The sequence below is a fragment of the Rhodococcus sp. B10 genome (genome assembly GCF_011770055.1).
Classification (GTDB): Bacteria; Actinomycetota; Actinomycetes; order Mycobacteriales; family Mycobacteriaceae; genus Rhodococcoides; species Rhodococcoides kyotonensis_B.
Map to the genome: position 1 here is coordinate 49,122 of NZ_JAAFYV010000002.1, position 17,573 is coordinate 66,694.

Here is a 17,573-nt window from a genome sequence, read left to right on the forward strand (position 1 = left end):
GCTAACGGGACGTCAGATAGCTCCGGAGGACGGTCGCGACGTGTGTGATCTGCTCGACGGGAACGCGCTCGTCGCGTTTGTGCGCGAGGTTGGGGTCGCCCGGTCCGTAGTTGACCGCGGGGATGCCCAGTGCCGAGAACCGGGACACGTCGGTCCATCCGTACTTGGCCCGGAACTGGCCTCCCGCAGCGTCGATCAACGCCGCGGCGGCTGGCGCGCCGAGACCGGGCAACGCACCCGCCGACGCGTCGGTGACCTCGAATCCCAGATCCACACCCTCTACGACCTCGCGCACGTGCTCGATCGCTTGGTCGACGCTACGGTCGGGCGCAAATCGGAAGTTGACGTCGAGTTCGGCCGCGTCGGGCACCACGTTGCCCGCGACACCACCGGAGATCCGGACCGCCTGCAGCCCCTCGCGATAGACGCATCCGTCGATGTCGACCTCGCGCGCCTGATACGACGCGAGGCGATTGAGAACGGCACCGAACTTGTGAATGGCATTGTCGCCCAACCAGGATCGTGCACTGTGCGCCCGAGTTCCGCTCGCCGACAACCGGATACGCAGAGTTCCCTGACACCCGGCTTCGATGAATCCGCCCGTCGGCTCACCGAGAATCGCGACGTCCGCCTGCAGCCATTCGGGCATCTCGCGCTCGATGCGCCCGAGCCCGTTGTACGACGCCGCGATCTCCTCGCAGTCGTAGAAGACGAGCGTGAGGTCGTGCGCGGGGTCGTCGATCGTCGCGGCGAGATGAAGGAACACCGCGTCGCCCGACTTCATGTCGACCGTTCCGCAGCCGTGGATGACGTCGCCCTCGGCGCTGTCCCGCTCACGTGTGCTCGGCACGTTGTCCGCGATGGGCACCGTGTCGAGGTGACCGGCCAGCATGACGCGGCTGGGCAGCCCGCGATCGGTCCGTGCCAGCACTGCGTATCCGCTGCGGACGATCTCGAAACCGGTGGTCTGCGCCCGCAGAGCCGCCTCGACCGCGTCGGCGATGATCGATTCGTCCTGCGAGACGCTCGGAATGTCGACGAGTGCGGCGGTCAGGTCGATCGGGTCGGCGTGCAGATCCAACGCGGGGTGCGAACTCATCCGTCCACCTTAAATGCCGGGGCCGTATCCTTGTTTCCCGTGAGCGCACAGGGAGCATCTGCAATCGGCATTGCCAACATCACCACCGGTGGCGTCGTCCTCGACACCTGGTACCCGAGCCCCGAGCTCGGTGAATTCGGCGAAACGGGCACCGTCCGCCTCGAAGGATCCGACATTCCGGCCGAGTTCGCCGACCTGGTCGGACCGGACACCGCGCGCGGCGTCGACGTCGTCGCAGTCCGCACCACCATCGCGTCCGTCGACGACGCACCCGTCGACGCGCACGACGTCTACCTGCGTCTGCACCTTCTCTCGCACCGCCTGGTCCAGCCGCACGGGGTTAACCTCGACGGACAGTTCGGCTTCCTCGCCAACGTCGTCTGGACCAACCACGGGCCGGCCGCGGTCGACGGCTTCGAGACCGTGCGCGCGAAGCTGCGTGCACGCGGACCCGTCACCGTCTACGGCGTCGACAAGTTCCCGCGTCTCGTCGACTACGTCGTTCCCACCGGGGTCCGAATCGCCGACGCCGACCGCGTCCGCCTCGGCGCGCACCTCGCCAGCGGAACGACCGTCATGCACGAGGGCTTCGTCAACTTCAACGCCGGCACGCTGGGTAGCTCGATGGTCGAGGGCCGTATCTCCGCGGGCGTCGTCGTCGGCGACGGTTCCGACGTCGGTGGTGGCGCATCCATCATGGGCACGTTGTCCGGTGGCGGCAAGAACGTCATCTCGGTCGGCAAGAGCTGCCTGCTCGGCGCCAACAGCGGCCTCGGCATCTCCCTCGGTGACGACTGTGTCGTCGAAGCCGGCCTCTACATCACGGCGGGCACGAAGGTCACCGGTCCGGACGGCACCGTCGTCAAGGCCGCGACGCTGACCGAGAAGAGCAACCTGCTGTTCCGTCGGAACTCGGTGTCCGGTGCCGTCGAGGTCGTGCCGTGGAAGGGTACGGGCGTCGAACTGAACGCTGCCCTGCACGCGAACGACTGAAACCGGACATATACTGACCCGGCGCTTCCGCCTGGAAGCTTCCCGCGGCTTGACGCTCGGCCCGGATGTTGCACCGTAGCTGTCGAAGAGGCGCGCAATGAGTGTGATGTTGGTGCTCGGGTCCTGCGGCGGGGCCGGAACCACGACGACGTCGGTCGGTCTGGCCAATGCACTGTCCCTGCAAGGTAATTCGGTCGTGGCCGTCGACGCCACGGTCGGTGGCGGCGATCTCGTCGATCGCGCCGCGGACCACGCCGTCACGGCGGCGACCGTCGAGTCGGGGTACACCGATGTGGACCTGTCCGTCACCAGCACCGGGGCTCAGGTGCTGGGACGGGCTTGGCCGGACGCCGACGACCCCGACTTCGGCCGGCTCGACTGGTATCTGAGCTGCACCGCCGATGCGGCGGTCTACGACTTCGGGCACCGCGGTTTCGAACGCGACAGCGCAAGCCCCCTCCGCAGCCAACCGTGGGCGGCGTTGGTGCTCGTCGTCCCGGCTCGTCCCGATGCCGTTCGACGGTCCAGAACGGCTCTGCACACGATTCGACTGGCGGCAGGAGCGAAAGCGCTGCGCCGCACCACCGTCGTGGTGTCGCAGTGCGACCCGGGCCCGAGCGTGGTCGGAATCGACGACGTGCGGCGCGGCCTGGACAGCGTGTTCGACGTCCTCGAAGTCCCGTTCGACCCACATCTCGCGTCCGGGTCGACCGTCACCGCAGCCGATCTGTCACCGGCCACAGCGCGTGCCTACGAGCGGATTCTCGCGTCGAACATTCGGTCCGCGTGGGGCACAATGTCGGCGTGAATATACCCAAGCCCCGCTTCCGACTACCGGTGCTCGGTGACATTCTCAGCATCGACGCGGCGAAACCGACCCAGCGCGAACTGAAGATGGCGTCGGAGCTGGGTCCGATATTCGAACGTAAGATCCTCTCGCACCGGCTCGTCGTGGTCAGTGGCGCCGACCTGGTCGCCGAGCTCAACGACGAGTCACGGTTCACGAAGTTCCTCGCACTCCCGCATCGGAAGCTACGCGCGCTGGGCGGTGACGGCTTGTTCACCGCGTTCAACTCCGAGCCCAATTGGGGTGCGGCACATCGAGTTCTGATGCCGGGTTTCAGCCGCGACGCGATGCGGCGATATCACCACGTCATGCAGGACGTGGCCGGTGAACTCGTCGAGCATTGGCGGGCGCGTTCCGACCGGTTCGTCGACGTCACCGCGGATCTGAACAAGCTGACGCTCGAGAACATGGCCCGCGCCGGATTCGGCTACAGTTTCGATTCCTTCGAGCGTGACGACGACGCGTTCGTCGCCGCCATCGTTCGCATTCTCGGACAGGTGAATCGAACGTCGAACGACCTCCCCCTCACTCGGCTGTTCGACAAGAAGTCCCGACTGCAGAACGAGCGCGACATCGAGTACGTGCACGGCGTGGTCGACGACGTCATCGAGAAACGGTTGCTGGACAACGACACTCGTCACGACGACCTGCTCGACCTCATGCTGCACACACCCGATCCCGAGACCGGAGAACTGCTGGACCGTGTGAACATCCGTCACCAGGTTCTGACGTTCCTCGTCGCCGGAAACGAAACCACTGCGGGCACACTGGCATTCGCGCTGTACTTCCTGGCGACGCACCCCGACGTCGCAGCCAGGGTGCGGGAGGAGGCCGACAACGCAGCGGACTCGGTGGCCTACGAGGACATCTCGAAGCTGCGCTACATCCGCAGCGTCGTCGACGAGACCCTGAGGCTCTGGCCGTCGGCTCCCGGTTATTTCCGCAAGGCGCGTCAGGACACGTCGTTGGCGGACGGGAAGTACCCCATGAAGGCCGGCGAGTGGGCATTCGTACTGACGCTCGGGCTGCATCGGGATCCGGTCTGGGGTCCGGATGCGGACGTCTTCGACCCGGATCGCTTCTCGTCGGCTCGCGCGAAATCCCGCCCGGCCCACGCGTACAAGCCGTTCGGAACCGGAATGCGCGGCTGCATCGGACGTCAGTTCGCCCTGCACGAATCGGTGCTGACGCTCGCACGACTCGCGCAGTCGTTCGACTTCGAACTCGACGACGGCTACGAGCTGGACATCCAGGAATCGTTGACGCTCAAACCGCAGAACATGCGCATGAAGGTGCGGCAGCGGTGAGCACGTCACGTCCCGAGTGGATTCTGATCGAAACGCTCGTCCCCGGTGAGATGAACGTCGTCGCCAAGGGTGGGAGCCCGAGACGTTTCGCCGACGCCGTATCCCTGCAACGACTCGCTCCCGATTCGAAGATCGGCGTCGCACCGTTCCTGAAGCGTGCGCTCGAATCTCGTTCGCGCTACGAGGAAGTGGTCGATGTGCGCACGCGAGGCGGCGGGTCGACGGCATTTCGCCTGCTGACGCACCCGGTTCTCGGCCCGACCGGCGCGGTCCATGCGCTGCAACTGTGGATGGGTCCGTCGGACGTCGAGCCGGGCCCACCGCGCATCACGTCGGGAGTCAGCTGGCTGCTGGAGAAAGGCGTCATCGCGCAGACTCTGGAGGCGTCGATGATGTCGGGCGTCGAACCCGACGCGCACGTGCCCGAGCGGACGCCGGCCGAGTACTACGCGAAGTCGATACGGTTCGACGACACCGCGGGCTTGTTCACCCTGTGCCTCGCTCCGACCGCGGGCGGTACCTGGGAAGGCTCGTTCAGCGTGCTGCACGCCGACGGCCGCATCATGCGCTGGCACTGTCATGCCCGCGCGTGCCTGGAACCGGGCGAGGTCGGCGCGCGCGTTCTGTGGCACGACGTCACCGACTCCGTCGAACCGGACAAGCCGCTGCTCGACGTGCTCGCCCGGCAACGCGGCATGGAAGCGCTCGGCATCTACCCCGCGTTGCTCGTCCCGGAACGAAGCCTGCTGACGATGTGGCTGTGCGAGAACCCGGCGCCCTGGGTGCAGTGGCGTGACGTGTCGTCGGGCTTCGACGTGTTCCACGCCGACGATCGGCACATCATCGCGTCGGCACACGAGCGGGTGCAGGGCGGTGGGCACGAACAGATCGTCGTGCGAACCAAGGGCAGCCCGGGCCACGCACCCTGGATCCCGACGCACATGCGCATCTCGTCGTACCCCGGAGACCTGGGACGTCACCTCGCCGTGGTCGACATGTACCTGGACTAGCCGATCGACTTCAGAGAGTCCAGGGTGCGGACGACGGCACGCGCTGCTTCGGCGCCCTTCTTCTCCAGGTGATTCGAGAAGAACTCGATGTGATCGGCATGCTCGTGGAAGTGATGCGGCGTCAGGACGACGGAGAACACCGGCACGTCGGTGTCCAGCTGCACTCTCATGAGTCCGTCGATGACAGCTGTTTCGACGAACTCGTGACGGTAGATACCGCCGTCGACCACCAACGCCGCGGCGACGATGGCCGAGTAGCGTCCGGTGCGCGCCAGCCGCTGCGCGTGCAGCGGAATTTCGAACGCCCCCGGCACCTCGAAGGTGTCCACGTTGGATCCGAATTCGGCGACGAACCCCTCACGGGCGCGGTCGACGAGCTCCTTGTGCCACGTGGCTTGGACGAAGGCAACGGTTCCAGACTGTTCGGTCGTCATGGACGTCGATGCTAGTCGCCGAGCAGATCGAGAGTTCGCTCGTCCGGCCTGCCGTCGAAATACTTCTCGAGAACATGAGCGAACACCTCGACGTCCGGTCCCGCGGCCGCGAACAACGTGATCGACGAATGCAGCTTCAGGTTGTCGGGGTAACCGAAGATTTCGTCGACGGTCTTGCCTTGAACCTTCCGGACCAGATTCGACGCCTCCAACAGTCGTGAACCGAGGACGTCGTGCTCCAGATACAACTGGGCCTCGGTCATGTCCGCGATGGCGAAGTGCTGTGCCGTCGGACTCGACCCCAGCCCCGCCAACTGCGGGAACACGAACCACATCCAATGCGACACCTTGCGACCCGCTTTCAGTTCGGCGCGGACATCACGCCACACCGGGTCCTGAGCGTCGACGAACTTCTGGAAGTCGTACTCGGTCATGTCTACCGCTCCCCCGGCATGATCCAGCCGTAGAACTTCTCGACGTCGACATACAGGACGAGTCGCTTGTCGGCGACCATCGCGGCCCGGTAGTCGTCCCAGTCGGGGTGCTCACCCTGAACCTTGCGGTACAGCGCGATGAGCTGTTCGACGGCGTCGTCGTCCGGTTCCGTCGCCACCGCCGACAACCGCGCGGTACCTTCGGCGACGCCGTACGCCGCACCCTGCTCGGCGTTGACGTACAGGCTGACCCGAGGGTCGCGTCGAATGTTCTTCGTCTTCGCCCGCCCGTCGGTGATCGAGATCGCGAACTGCCGCGCGTCGGCGTCGTAGTGGTAGGTGATGTTCGAGATCTGTGGGCGCCCGTCCCGCTTGATCGTCGACAGCGCAGCGAGGTTCGTCTCGGTGAACAGGTTCTCGATGTCGTCCATACGTCCCCACGCTAGCCGCCGACGAGGCTGGGTTCGACAGGCATGGCCGAAGTCAGCAGGTCCCCGTCGTCGGCGGACCGCACCAGAACCGGCATGGCCTCGCCGATGATGTCGAGCATGACATCGGGTCCGAGTCCCGACGCCACCGCCGGATACAGCGTCGTCACCCCGAAGGCCAGTACACACTGCGACCCGGTGACGGCTGCCGGCAGCTCGAGGCCTCCGAGCTCGATGCTGTTCTCCGCCACAACGAGATTCACGTACTCGTTCGGTTGTTCTTCCAGCCCACGGAGAAGCGCTGTCCGTGAGACGACGACCCGTGCCGTGGCGTCGGGCAAGCCGTCGAGCATGGCTCGGTAGTCGGGAAACTGCTCGGCGAGAACGCGGCAGGGCTGGGCGTCCCCGCCGTCGGCCATGAAGTCGACCGCGGACGACCTTATCTCGATGTGCACCCGATGAGTGCGTCGCACGAACGGCAGGGCAGCGCGGAGATCGGCCCCGTCCAGGACACCCGTCCACTGTCGGCTCGACTGGACGGGCATGGTCCGCGTCGAGAGGCGGTAGCGATCCGTCGCAGTCAATGTCATTGTCGCCGAGTCGATTTCGAGGAATACACCCGACAGCACCGGGGCTTCGGGGTCGTGAGTCGTCGCGGTGATCACCTGCTCGACGGCGTTCGCGAAGACAGGTCCGTTGACAGTGATCATGAAGCGCTCCTCGTTCTCGATCGCGAAAGTTCTGTGTAGTGCCGCGGCGGTTCGGCCGGCCCGTCGCGCATCGTCGCCGAGCCGAGCCACGTGTCGGTCGATCGCGGCGGGATTCCCGGACAGCACATCGGCGACGGCGTCGAGTGGCATCCCGATGTCGCGCAACTGTCGAATGGTCACGGCGTGGTCGATCTGCGCCGCGGCGTAGTACCGGTATCCGGAGAATTCGTCGACCTCGGCGGGGGTCAACACTCCCGAGTCCGCGTAGAAGCGCAACGCTCCCGGTGTCAGTCCGGTGGTACGTGCGAATACTCCGATGGTCATCAGTTCGGTGTCGGTCACACGAATCATCCTGGGCCTTCGGGTAGGTCGAGAGTCAAGAGACCTCCCGGTACATTCGTCTCATGACCACCACGACACCGCCCCGCAACCGACGCAGCACCGCCGGCCGGCTCGCGGGCATCGTGGCTGTCGTGGTCGTGATCGCCGCAGGTGTCCTGTGGTTCGCGCCGAGCCGATACCTCCCCTGGGACACGACGCCGTTTCCCGAGATCGATGCGTCGACCCTGACGCCGCAGCAGGCAACCGTCGTCGAGCTTCTTCGGTCCGAGCACGAGCAGCAACGACCGGGCACGTTCTATTCGGATGGCGTCGAAGAAGCGTGGTGCGCCAACTTCGTCAGCTGGATCATGCGCGAGGCAGGACAGCCGCTCAGCAATCCGAACTCCGGTAGCTGGCGTATCCCCGGCGTGTACACGCTCACCGAGTACTTTCAAGCGCAGGGCACATTCGAGCCGAAGGGCTACTCCCCCAACGTCGGTGACGTCGTCCTCTACGACAACAGCAGCTGGGTCGGGCAGCACACCAACATCGTCGTGGCCGTCGACGGAGACACCGCGACGACGGTCGGCGGCAACGAACTCGGCAAGATTCGTGTGCACACCGTCGACGTCCGATCCGATTCCGCGATCGTCGGGTTCGGTCGCCTAGCGAACTGACCGATTGCGCATCGATTGTTCATTTGCCGACCGATTCTGGTGCGCAAACGAATAATTCATCGGCAAACAGCTAGCCCAACAGCTTCTTCTGCACCTTGCCCATTACGTTTCGCGGCAGGGAATCCACGACCCGAACCTCCCTGGGCCGCTTGTGGATCGACAGTTCCGACGCCACCAGATCGATCAGTTCCTGCTCGTCAACGCCACTTCCGACGACGAACGCGACGATCCGCTGACCGAGATCGTCGTCGGGCACACCCACCACCGCGACCTCGTCGACCGACGCGTGCCCCAGAAGAACCGTCTCGATTTCGCCTGCGCCGACGCGATATCCGCCGGACTTGATCAGGTCGGTCGATGCGCGTCCGACGATGCGATGGAAGCCGTCGGGTTCGATCACGGCGACGTCACCGGTGTCGAACCAGCCGTCCTCGGTGAAGGACTCGGCCGTCGCGTCCGGGTTGTTCAGGTAGCCGTCGAATAGCATGGGTCCACGCACCTGCAGCGCGCCGATGGACTCCCCGTCGTGCGGCACGACAGAGCCGTCCTCCGCCGTCAAGCGTGTCTCGACGCCGTTCACCGGCAATCCCACCGATCCCGGGCGTCGCTCGCCGTCGAACCGCGTCGACAGCGTGATCAGCGTTTCGCTCATCCCGTACCGTTCGACCGGCGCGTGGCCGGTCAACGAGCGAATCTTCTCGAACACCGGCACCGGCAGCGGGGCGCTTCCCGACACCAGCAGTCGTGCGTCCGCCAGCGCCCGCGCGGAGTCGGGATCCGCCGCGACGCGCGACCACACCGTCGGGACGCCGAAGTACAGAGTCCCCTTCGCGGCTGCGTACAGCGACGGCGTCGGCTTGCCGGTGTGAACAACCGGGCTGCCCACACGCAACGGACCGAGCAACCCGAGGATCAGCCCGTGCACGTGGAACAACGGAAGTCCGTGCACGAGTGTGTCTTTCCACGTCCACTGCCACGCCTCGGCGAGCGCATCGAGGCCTGCGGCGATGGCGTCGCGCGACAGCAACACGCCCTTCGGCGGTCCCGTCGTACCCGAGGTGTAGAGAACGAAGGCGATCGACGACGGGTGCGGATCCGGGTAACTGTGCCACGACCGCGCATGCTGTCGCACCGGGAGAACCTGCAGACCGGCCGTGTCGTCGGGCGCCTCGCCCAGCCACGCCTGGGCGCCCGAATCACGGAGAATGTGCTCGCGTTCGGCAGGTCCCGCGTCCGGCGGAACCGGTACGACGGTCACTCCCGCGATGAGACATCCGACGACAGCCAGCACGGTCTTCACGGACGGAGTCGCCAGTACGGCAAGGCGTTCGGCCTGCGCTACGCGCTCGGCAACCGACGTCGCAGCACCGAGGATGTCACCACGCGACAGCGAGACGCCGTCGATGGTGACGGCGTCGGGAATGTCCTCCCCGCGCGCGACGGCGAGTGGATTCAATGAACGAAGCAGCACATGGTTACCGTACATACATGGATGCCGACGGAATCGACACCGGCGATTACGCCGAATACCTGACGGTCCTCGCTGGAGAGCTGCGGCCCGGCGTGTATCTGATCGGCACGGACGTCGGTGAGGACGAGGACACCGACGAAGAACTCGACGACGACGAGGACGACGACGAGATCGATCGCACCACCGACAGTGCACCTCGTCTCGTGTACTCGGTCCAGTCGGACGACTTCTGGACTCGGGTCGAACTCGCCGATCTCCGTGCGACGCAGATCTACGAGGAACAGCACGCTCGTAACCCGAACTCGAACGTCGAAGCGAAGCGTTTCACGACGGTCGAGGCGTTCGGCAGTAACGAGCTCGTCTACATCCTGCGTATCAGGCGCGGGGGTTGGGACGTCGGGTAGCGCCGAGCAGCTCGGTCAATTCCTCGGCGTACGACAGCTTTCGGCGCAGGTTCTCGCACGCCGCCTGGGCTTTGGCGTGGCATTCGTCGACGAACGCTTCCGCCTCGGCGACGCCGTCGCCGCCTGCTGCGATGACGTCGAGCGAGTCCAGCAGTCGACGCATCTCGTCGAGCGTGAATTCCAGAGGCTTCATTCGGCGAATGACGATGAGCCGCGTGAGGTCGACCTCGGTGTACAGCCTAAATCCACCCGCGCTGCGTTCCGACGGCGGTACGAGGCCGACGTCGTCGTAGTGACGCAGCGTGCGGATCGACAGCCCGGTGCGCTCGGCGATTTCACCGATCTGCATGAGATCCGGCACCGCTCAGCCTTCCCCACCCAGTCGGCCTGTCAGACGCTCGTGGCGTTCTTTGCTCGGTCCGTGCAGTCCCACGATGGAGACGGCCTTTCCTGCTCGGGCGTACTTGGTCGTCACGGCGTCGAGGGTAGCAACGGTCGACGCGTCCCAGACGTTCGCTTCGGTCAAGTCGATGACGACGTTCGACGGGTCGGCGGAGTAGTCGAACTGGTGGATCAAGTCGTTGCTCGACGCGAAGAAGAGCTGGCCCCGTACGCCGTAGACGCGGGTGTCGGCGTCGGGTCCCGGCAGCTCGACGACCTCGGTGACATGCGCGACGCGGCGCGCGAACAGGATCATTGCAACGACGACACCGACGATGACGCCGTACGCCAGGTTGTCGGTCAGCACCGTCACCGCGACCGTCGCGACCATGACTGCCGTCTCGCTGAGAGGCATGCGACGCAACGTCTTCGGCGCGATGGAGTGCCAGTCGAACGTCGCGAAGCAGACCATGATCATGACGGCCCCGAGTACCGACATCGGGATGCGCGCCACCACGTCGCCGAACACGACGACCAGAAGCAACAGGAACGCTCCCGCCAGGAACGTCGAGATGCGGGTGCGAGCGCCGGAGATCTTCGTGTTGATCATCGTCTGACCGATCAGCGCACAGCCGCCCATCCCGCCGAACGCTCCCGTGACGATGTTGGCGATGCCGAGGCCCGCGCCTTCGCGTGTCTTGTTCGACGGGGTGTCGGTGACGTCGTCGACGAGCTTGGCCGTCAGCAGTGATTCGAGAAGTCCGACGAGAGCCATCGCGAACGCGAACGGCGCGATGATCGTCAGTGTCTCCATGTTCCACGGCACGTCGGGCATGAACAGCGACGGCAACGACGACGGGAGTTCGCCTTCGTCACCGACGTTCGGAACCTGCAGACCGAAGACGATCGTCACGAGCGTCAAGGTGGCGACGGCGACGAGCGGCGCGGGAATTGCCGTCGTCAACCGGGGAAGGACGATCATGATGACGATCGCGGCGGCAGCGATCGGGAAGACCAGCCACGAGACGTCCACGAAATAGCGAATCTGGGCGATGAAGATGAGGATCGCGAGTGCGTTGACGAAGCCGACCATGACGCTGCGCGGGATGAACCGCATCAGCTTCACGGCACCGAACGCGGTCAACGCGATCTGGATCGCCCCACCGAGCAGAACCGTCGCGACGAGGTAGTCGAGGCCGTACTGCGGAACGATCGGCGCGATGACGAGGGCGACGGATCCCGTTGCCGCAGAGATCATCGCGGTGCGACCGCCGACGATCGCGATGGTGACGGCCATCGTGAAAGCCGAGAACAGTCCGACACTCGGGTCGACGCCGGCGATGATCGAGAACGAGATCGCTTCGGGAATCAACGCCAAGGCGACGACGAGGCCGGCGAGAACCTCGGTCTTCAGTCTTTTCGGGGAACGCAACGCGGACAGAACAGACAGCGTGGTCGACACGTCATGAGGCACGTGGCACCACTCTACCCTCACGTGAGGGTAGAGTCTCACGCGGTCGACGTCAGACCGACGACGCCACCGTCCCGACGCCCAGTGCCGCGAGGATTCCGGCACTGATGCGGTCGAGCCAGTCGGTGACCTTGGGCCGGCGCAGCAATGCGACCGCGCGCGACGCCGCGATCGAGAACACACCCATCACCAGCGCCGCGACGACGACCTCGACGAGCCCCAGCGTCATCGCACCGCCGAACGTGACGACCGTCAGGAACTGCGGAACGACGGCGAGATAGAAGAGGCCGACCTTCGGGTTCAGGGCACACGACAGCACGCCTGCCCCGAACGCGGACCGCATCGACGCGGCGACGGGAACCAGCGGCTCTCCCGCCGCCTTGTTCTTCCGACGCGCCATGAAAGCTCGAACGCCCAGGTAGAGCAGGTACAAACCCCCGAGGACCTTGATGACGCGGTAGACCGTCGCGGATTGCTCGACGATCGCAGCGAGCCCCACGGCTACCAGTGCAGCCCACAGGAAACCGCCGATCGAGACGCCCATCGCAGCCGCGATTCCCGGCTTCAGTCCGCCGATGCTGTACCTCAGCACCAGGAACGAGTCCGGTCCCGGCAGGATCGCCAGCAGAAAGCACACACCGGCGAAGCCGAGCAACAGGCTGAAAGTCATGCGGAGAATGAAAGCACCCAGGCAGGGCGAAGTTCAAACTAAATAGACAGCCTCGTAGCCGCGGCGCCGATGCGTTCGTCCGAAGCCGTCAGCGCGATACGGACGTGCCGAGCACCGGTCGGACCGTAGAACTCGCCGGGTGCGACGAGGATGCCTCGCTCGGCGAACCAATCGACGGTGTCTCGGCACGGTTCGCCGCGCGTCGCCCACAGGTACAGGCCTGCTTCGGAATGGTCGACGGTGAAGCCCGCGCCGCGGACCGCGTCGAGGAGTTCCTTTCGACGTGCCCGGTAGCGCTCACGCTGCAGGTTCTCGTGCTCGTCGTCCGTCAGCGCGGCAGTCATCGCAGCCTGAATCGGAGTGGGCACGATCATGCCTGCGTGCTTGCGGACCTCGAGCAGGTCCTTCACGAGCACCCGGTCGCCCGCGACGAAACCGGCACGGTAACTCGCCAGATTCGAGGTCTTCGAAAGCGAGTGCACCGCAAGAAGATTGGTGTGGTCGCCGTCGCACACACGCGGGTCGAGGATCGAGACGGCCTCGGCCTCCCACGTCAGTCCGAGGTAGCACTCGTCGGACACGACGACGGCGTCGCGCTCACGAGCCCATGCGACGACCTTGCGTAGGTGGTCGATCCCGAGCACCTTGCCGGTCGGATTCGACGGCGAATTGATGAACACGAGCGACGCACGCTCGGGTCCGAGTCGATTCAGGCCGTCGGCGCGCGTCACGCGAGCGCCGGCCAGAAGGGCGCCGACCTCGTACGTCGGGTACGCGACTTCCGGGATGACGACGAGATCGTCGGCGCCGAGACCGAGCAGCGACGGCAACCAAGCGATCATCTCCTTGGTTCCGATCGCAGGCAGGACCGCCTCGATGTCCAGACCGGTCACTCCGTACCGACGCTGCAGCGCCGAAACGGCCGCTTCACGTAGCTCGACTGTTCCGATGGTGGTCGGATATCCGGGCTCGTCCGACACCGATGCCAACGCGTCGCGAATCACCGGGGCGACGGGGTCGACGGGCGTGCCGACGGACAGGTTGACGATGCCGTCGGGATGCGCCTGCGCCTTCTCCTTCGCGCCGGTCAGAGAGTCCCACGGGAAGTCGGGCAGGCCTGAAGCGACCGATATACGAGCCAAGGTCAGTGCTCACCCATGGGAGGAAGTGCCTTGATGAACGGCGGATCGTAGTCGACCTTGCCGAGCTTGGCCGCGCCGCCGGGCGAACCCAGGTCGTCGAAGAAGTCGACGTTCGCGCTGACGTATCCGCTCCACTGCTCCGGCACGTCGTCCTCGTAGAAGATCGCCTCGACGGGGCAAACCGGTTCGCACGCACCACAATCGACGCACTCGTCCGGGTGGATGTACAGCATTCGGTTACCCTCGTAGATGCAGTCCACCGGGCATTCTTCGATGCACGCCTTGTCGAGCACATCGACACACGGTTCCGCAATCGAGTAGGTCACTGCTGCTCTCCCTCCCTTTCCGATAGGTCGACGCCGAGGTGGCACCTCGAACGCCCTGAATATCCTAGTATCGCGTCGTAAAAATCCGACAACCAGCGCAGGGTGTCCTCACTTGTGCGACGACGCGTCCGCATCCGACGTCGTTCGGGGGCCTACGTGCTTCGTCTCGGCCGCGTGGTCGGCGATCCACCGACGTCCCTGTTTCGCCGCTCGCGACAACGCCTCCCGCTCGCCGACGAAGCTGGCCAGGCCGCCTACCACCGGAATCGCGGAGATCACCCGAAACGGCAACCGGCTGTGCGGACGTTTGGCCAGCTCGCCGGACACGTCACGCAGCACCGCCGCGACATCCCACATGGCCCGCAGCAGCGCGAACGGTCCGGAGCCCCGAGGGCGTTCCTTGTCCTGGGCGGCGTCGCGTTCGGAGAGATCGATGTCACGTTCGCACAGCACTGACGCCAGCAACCGCACGTGCGTCTCTCGATCGGTCACTCCACTCTCGCGCGCGACGGCGACGAGAACCATTGCCTGATTGGCGAACCCGAGCAGATCCTGCAGCGGCAACCGGTTGACGAGCACGCCGAATACACCGGGAAACGCCACTGCGACGGTGTTCAACGCGCCGATCCGGGCGACCCACCACTGCGAGCGCGCGTCGGCACCGAGTTCCTGCCATCCCCGAGTTCCCGGGAAATCGGTGGCGTTCAGCGCCCAGGCCAGTGCATCGAAAGCCTTGTCGACGACGGTGTCATCGGCCTCGGGCGTCCGGAATGTACGAGCTTTCAAACCCACCGGATCGCGGGTTCCGAGGATGTCGAGAACAGGGTCGATGATGGCGACGGCTCGTGTCAGAGCGGCCGCGACGGTGCGGTCTTCCATCAGACGAGTCCGAGCGCGGGCATGTGCTCGACGCGGTCGTAGGTGGTGGTGCGTTCGCGGGCGGGACGGCCGATACCGTTCGCGATCTCGTGCAATTCCGCGACGGTCTTCTCCGAACCGTTCTCACTGCCTGCCATACGGGAAATGGTCTCCTCCATCAACGTGCCACCGAGATCGTTCGCGCCACCGTTCAACATCACCTGCGTACCGGTGATACCCAGCTTCACCCAGGAGGTCTGGATACTGTCGATCCGCCCGTGCAACATGATCCGCGCGAGCGCATGCACCGCACGATTGTCCCGATTCGTCGGACCCGGCCGCGAGGCCCCCGCCAGATACAGCGGCGAGGACTGATGCACGAACGGCAACGGCACGAACTCGGTGAACCCACCTGTCCGATCCTGAATCTTCTTGAGCACGTTCATGTGTCCGACCCAGTGCGACGGGTTGTCCACGTGCCCGTACATCATCGTCGAACTCGATCGCAGTCCCACCTCGTGCGCGGTGGTGACCACGTCGATCCACTCCGCTGCAGGCAATTTGCCTTTCGTGAGCACCCAGCGGACCTCGTCGTCGAGGATCTCCGCCGCCGTGCCCGGAATGGTGTCCAAGCCCGCCTCGCGCAGAGCCGTCAGCCACTCACGCACCGACTGCCCACCCCGCGAGGCGCCGTTGACGATCTCCATCGGGGAGAACGCATGCACGTGCATGCTCGGCACCCGCTCCTTCACCGCGCGCACCAGATCCGCATAACCGGTGACGGGAAGTTCGGGGTCGATACCGCCCTGCATACACACCTCGGTCGCGCCGGCGACATGCGCTTCCCACGCCCGATCCGCCACCTCCGACGTCGACAGCGTGAACGCATCCGCATCACCCTTGCGCTGCGCGAACGCGCAGAATCGGCAGCCGGTGTAGCAGATGTTGGTGAAGTTGATGTTCCGGTTGACCACGTAGGTGACGTCCTCGCCCATCACCTGCTTACGCAGGTCGTCGGCCAGCGCCGCGACCGCATCCATGCCGGCACCCTCGGCCGTCGCCAACGCCAGATACTGCTCGTCACTGCACCCGGCCGGATCGGCTTCGGCCGCCTTCAGCGCAGCCATCAGATCCCGGTCGACGCGTTCGAGCCCGGCCAGATCGCGCACCTGCTCACGAATGGAATCCCAATCCCCGAACGCGTTCGCCAGATCGCTACGGGTGTCGGTGTTACGGCCGTGCGAGTCGATCTCGGTGTTCAGATCGATGCGGCCCGACGATTCCCACTGCTCGTCCGGTTCCTGCCACGGCAGGCCCGACGGCGTGACATCTGCCCGGGCCATCCCGGTCTCCGGATCCGCCAACGCATGCACGTGCGCCGAGATGCGCGGGTCGATCCACGGCGCGCCGGCGAGAACATATTGCGGCTGCGCGGCGGTCCGTTCCACCAGCGTGTACCCGCCGGCCTGAGACAGCTCGGCGAGGGTGTCCAGGTTCGGCCACGGACGTTCGGGATTGACATGATCCGGCGTCAGCGGCGACACCCCACCCCAGTCGTCGACGCCCGCCCGCAGCAACGCCGCGGTCTCCTCTGCCTCGACGAGGTTCGGCGGAGCCTGAATCCGCATGGCCGGCCCCATCAGAATCCGCGTCACCGCGATCGTCGCGAGGAATTCCTCCATGCCCGCGTTCGGTGCCGACCGCATCGCCGTGTCGGACTTGGCCAGGAAATTCTGCACGATGATTTCCTGAACGTGCCCGAATGCCTTGTGCACCTTGCGGATTGCCATGATCGACTCGGCGCGGTCTCGAATGGTCTCCCCGATGCCGACGAGAATGCCCGTCGTGAACGGAATGTTGAGTCGGCCCGCATCGGTCAACGTGCGCAGCCGCACCTCCGGATCCTTGTCCGGGCTACCGTAATGCGCCTGCCCCTTCTCCTCGAACAACCGGCGCGACGTCGTCTCGAGCATCATGCCCATCGACGGCGCCACGGGCTTGAGCCGCGAGAGTTCCTGCCACGACATCACCCCCGGATTCAGATGCGGCAGAAGACCGGTCTCCTCCAACACCCGAATCGCCATGGCGCGCACGTAATCCAACGTCGAGTCGTAGCCGCGCGAGTCGAGCCACTCCTTCGCCTCCGGCCACCGCTCCTCCGGCCGGTCACCGAGGGTGAACAGCGCTTCCTTGCACCCGAGATCGGCACCTTTGCGTGCGACCTCGACGATCTCGTCCGGGTCCATGAACAACCCGTGCCCCTCGGCCTTCAACTTCCCCGGGACGCTCACGAACGTGCAGTAATGGCACTTGTCGCGGCACAACCGCGTGATCGGGATGAACACCTTCCGCGAATACGAGACCGTCTTCGCACGCCCCGCCGACTCCAACCCCGCATCACGCACCCGCGACGCCGACGCCATCAGATCGACCAGATCCTCACCGCGCGCATGCAACAGCACAGTGGCCTCGTCGACGTTCAAACTCACCCCGTCACGAGCACGACGCAGCACTCGACGCATGGCGGACGGGGCAGGGGCTTTCTCGTCGTGTCGAACAGGTGCAGCAGGATCAGGCAGCATGGTCACCA

At 65.4% G+C, this 17,573-nt stretch carries 19 protein-coding genes; 6 read left to right on the plus strand and 13 right to left on the minus strand.

Features of this window, described 5'->3' with window-relative positions:
- Position 1: 1 nt before the first annotated feature.
- Entirely contained in the window at positions 2-1,099 is a 1,098-nt protein-coding gene (gene dapE, locus RhoFasB10_RS01505) for a succinyl-diaminopimelate desuccinylase (protein WP_167674787.1), read from the minus strand.
- A 39-nt stretch (positions 1,100-1,138) separates the two neighbouring features.
- On the opposite strand from dapE, the gene dapD reads away from it, so the two are divergent.
- The 4 genes from dapD (at position 1,139) to RhoFasB10_RS01525 (ending at position 5,256) form a co-directional block, all read left to right on the plus strand.
- Complete coding sequence (gene dapD / locus RhoFasB10_RS01510) at positions 1,139-2,092, plus strand: 2,3,4,5-tetrahydropyridine-2,6-dicarboxylate N-succinyltransferase (protein ID WP_167674789.1); 954 nt, start codon at positions 1,139-1,141, stop codon at positions 2,090-2,092.
- A 97-nt stretch (positions 2,093-2,189) separates the two neighbouring features.
- On the plus strand, positions 2,190-2,900 hold the full coding sequence (locus RhoFasB10_RS01515) for a hypothetical protein (protein WP_167674791.1): 711 nt from the start codon (positions 2,190-2,192) through the stop codon (positions 2,898-2,900).
- The gene (locus RhoFasB10_RS01520; RefSeq protein WP_167674793.1) at positions 2,879-4,246 is read left to right on the plus strand and encodes a cytochrome P450; all 1,368 of its coding nucleotides are present in this window, start codon (positions 2,879-2,881) and stop codon (positions 4,244-4,246) included. Before RhoFasB10_RS01515 ends, RhoFasB10_RS01520 begins: the two co-directional genes overlap by 22 nt.
- Positions 4,243-5,256, plus strand: a complete 1,014-nt coding sequence (locus RhoFasB10_RS01525) for a GAF domain-containing protein (protein ID WP_167674794.1) — start codon at positions 4,243-4,245, stop codon at positions 5,254-5,256. The genes RhoFasB10_RS01520 and RhoFasB10_RS01525 overlap by 4 nt, the downstream gene beginning before the upstream one ends.
- Here the strand turns inward: RhoFasB10_RS01525 and RhoFasB10_RS01530 are convergent.
- The 4 genes from RhoFasB10_RS01530 to RhoFasB10_RS01545 are packed head-to-tail and all read right to left on the minus strand — an operon-like array spanning position 5,253 to position 7,604.
- Entirely contained in the window at positions 5,253-5,690 is a 438-nt protein-coding gene (locus RhoFasB10_RS01530) for a 6,7-dimethyl-8-ribityllumazine synthase (protein ID WP_167674796.1), read from the minus strand. The genes RhoFasB10_RS01525 and RhoFasB10_RS01530 overlap by 4 nt on opposite strands.
- A gap of 11 nt (positions 5,691-5,701) precedes the next feature.
- Entirely contained in the window at positions 5,702-6,124 is a 423-nt protein-coding gene (locus tag RhoFasB10_RS01535; RefSeq protein WP_068427993.1) for a DUF1810 domain-containing protein, read from the minus strand.
- A gap of 2 nt (positions 6,125-6,126) precedes the next feature.
- Complete coding sequence (locus RhoFasB10_RS01540) at positions 6,127-6,555, minus strand: PPOX class F420-dependent oxidoreductase (protein ID WP_068427990.1); 429 nt, start codon at positions 6,553-6,555, stop codon at positions 6,127-6,129.
- 11 nt (positions 6,556-6,566) lie between these two features.
- On the minus strand, positions 6,567-7,604 hold the full coding sequence (locus RhoFasB10_RS01545) for a MerR family transcriptional regulator (RefSeq protein ID WP_346764332.1): 1,038 nt from the start codon (positions 7,602-7,604) through the stop codon (positions 6,567-6,569).
- A gap of 62 nt (positions 7,605-7,666) precedes the next feature.
- On the opposite strand from RhoFasB10_RS01545, the gene RhoFasB10_RS01550 reads away from it, so the two are divergent.
- Positions 7,667-8,260 carry a CHAP domain-containing protein gene (locus RhoFasB10_RS01550; protein ID WP_167674798.1) on the plus strand — a complete coding sequence of 198 codons (594 nt, stop codon included), beginning with the start codon at positions 7,667-7,669 and terminating at the stop codon, positions 8,258-8,260.
- A 70-nt stretch (positions 8,261-8,330) separates the two neighbouring features.
- Here RhoFasB10_RS01550 and RhoFasB10_RS01555 read toward each other — a convergent pair whose 3' ends face one another.
- Positions 8,331-9,746, minus strand: a complete 1,416-nt coding sequence (locus RhoFasB10_RS01555; RefSeq protein WP_167674800.1) for an acyl-CoA synthetase — start codon at positions 9,744-9,746, stop codon at positions 8,331-8,333.
- Positions 9,747-9,748: 2 nt separating this feature from the next.
- Between RhoFasB10_RS01555 and RhoFasB10_RS01560 the strand changes: the two genes are divergently transcribed.
- A complete protein-coding gene (locus tag RhoFasB10_RS01560; RefSeq protein ID WP_167674802.1) occupies positions 9,749-10,135 on the plus strand; it encodes a hypothetical protein in 387 nt (128 codons plus the stop codon).
- Here the strand turns inward: RhoFasB10_RS01560 and RhoFasB10_RS01565 are convergent.
- The 7 genes from RhoFasB10_RS01565 to RhoFasB10_RS01595 form a co-directional block, all read right to left on the minus strand.
- Positions 10,107-10,484, minus strand: coding sequence for a MerR family transcriptional regulator (locus RhoFasB10_RS01565; protein ID WP_068429026.1), 378 nt, complete (start codon positions 10,482-10,484; stop codon positions 10,107-10,109). The genes RhoFasB10_RS01560 and RhoFasB10_RS01565 overlap by 29 nt on opposite strands.
- 15 nt (positions 10,485-10,499) lie before the next feature.
- Positions 10,500-11,990, minus strand: a complete 1,491-nt coding sequence (locus tag RhoFasB10_RS01570; protein ID WP_346764333.1) for a SulP family inorganic anion transporter — start codon at positions 11,988-11,990, stop codon at positions 10,500-10,502.
- A gap of 49 nt (positions 11,991-12,039) precedes the next feature.
- On the minus strand, positions 12,040-12,657 hold the full coding sequence (locus RhoFasB10_RS01575) for a LysE family translocator (protein ID WP_167674804.1): 618 nt from the start codon (positions 12,655-12,657) through the stop codon (positions 12,040-12,042).
- A 38-nt stretch (positions 12,658-12,695) separates the two neighbouring features.
- The gene (gene dapC, locus RhoFasB10_RS01580) at positions 12,696-13,799 is read right to left on the minus strand and encodes a succinyldiaminopimelate transaminase (RefSeq protein WP_167674806.1); all 1,104 of its coding nucleotides are present in this window, start codon (positions 13,797-13,799) and stop codon (positions 12,696-12,698) included.
- A 2-nt stretch (positions 13,800-13,801) separates the two neighbouring features.
- Positions 13,802-14,125, minus strand: coding sequence for a ferredoxin (fdxA, locus tag RhoFasB10_RS01585; protein WP_068427977.1), 324 nt, complete (start codon positions 14,123-14,125; stop codon positions 13,802-13,804).
- Between the two features lie 108 nt (positions 14,126-14,233).
- The gene (locus RhoFasB10_RS01590) at positions 14,234-15,004 is read right to left on the minus strand and encodes a hypothetical protein (protein ID WP_240930821.1); all 771 of its coding nucleotides are present in this window, start codon (positions 15,002-15,004) and stop codon (positions 14,234-14,236) included.
- Complete coding sequence (locus tag RhoFasB10_RS01595; RefSeq protein WP_206030409.1) at positions 15,004-17,565, minus strand: bifunctional FO biosynthesis protein CofGH; 2,562 nt, start codon at positions 17,563-17,565, stop codon at positions 15,004-15,006. The genes RhoFasB10_RS01590 and RhoFasB10_RS01595 overlap by 1 nt, the downstream gene beginning before the upstream one ends.
- Positions 17,566-17,573 lie beyond the last annotated feature (8 nt).

Coding starts and splice junctions, on each gene's coding strand:
- RhoFasB10_RS01575 (WP_167674804.1), bottom strand. CDS start 12,657: ATGACTTTCAGCCTGTTGCTCGGCTTCGCCGGTGTGTGCTTTCTGCTG.
- RhoFasB10_RS01515 (WP_167674791.1), top strand. CDS start 2,190: ATGAGTGTGATGTTGGTGCTCGGGTCCTGCGGCGGGGCCGGAACCACG.
- RhoFasB10_RS01535 (WP_068427993.1), bottom strand. CDS start 6,124: ATGACCGAGTACGACTTCCAGAAGTTCGTCGACGCTCAGGACCCGGTG.
- RhoFasB10_RS01550 (WP_167674798.1), top strand. CDS start 7,667: ATGACCACCACGACACCGCCCCGCAACCGACGCAGCACCGCCGGCCGG.
- RhoFasB10_RS01560 (WP_167674802.1), top strand. CDS start 9,749: ATGGATGCCGACGGAATCGACACCGGCGATTACGCCGAATACCTGACG.
- RhoFasB10_RS01530 (WP_167674796.1), bottom strand. CDS start 5,690: ATGACGACCGAACAGTCTGGAACCGTTGCCTTCGTCCAAGCCACGTGG.
- RhoFasB10_RS01555 (WP_167674800.1), bottom strand. CDS start 9,746: ATGTACGGTAACCATGTGCTGCTTCGTTCATTGAATCCACTCGCCGTC.
- RhoFasB10_RS01565 (WP_068429026.1), bottom strand. CDS start 10,484: ATGCAGATCGGTGAAATCGCCGAGCGCACCGGGCTGTCGATCCGCACG.
- RhoFasB10_RS01590 (WP_240930821.1), bottom strand. CDS start 15,004: ATGGAAGACCGCACCGTCGCGGCCGCTCTGACACGAGCCGTCGCCATC.
- dapE (WP_167674787.1), bottom strand. CDS start 1,099: ATGAGTTCGCACCCCGCGTTGGATCTGCACGCCGACCCGATCGACCTG.
- RhoFasB10_RS01595 (WP_206030409.1), bottom strand. CDS start 17,565: ATGCTGCCTGATCCTGCTGCACCTGTTCGACACGACGAGAAAGCCCCT.
- RhoFasB10_RS01540 (WP_068427990.1), bottom strand. CDS start 6,555: ATGGACGACATCGAGAACCTGTTCACCGAGACGAACCTCGCTGCGCTG.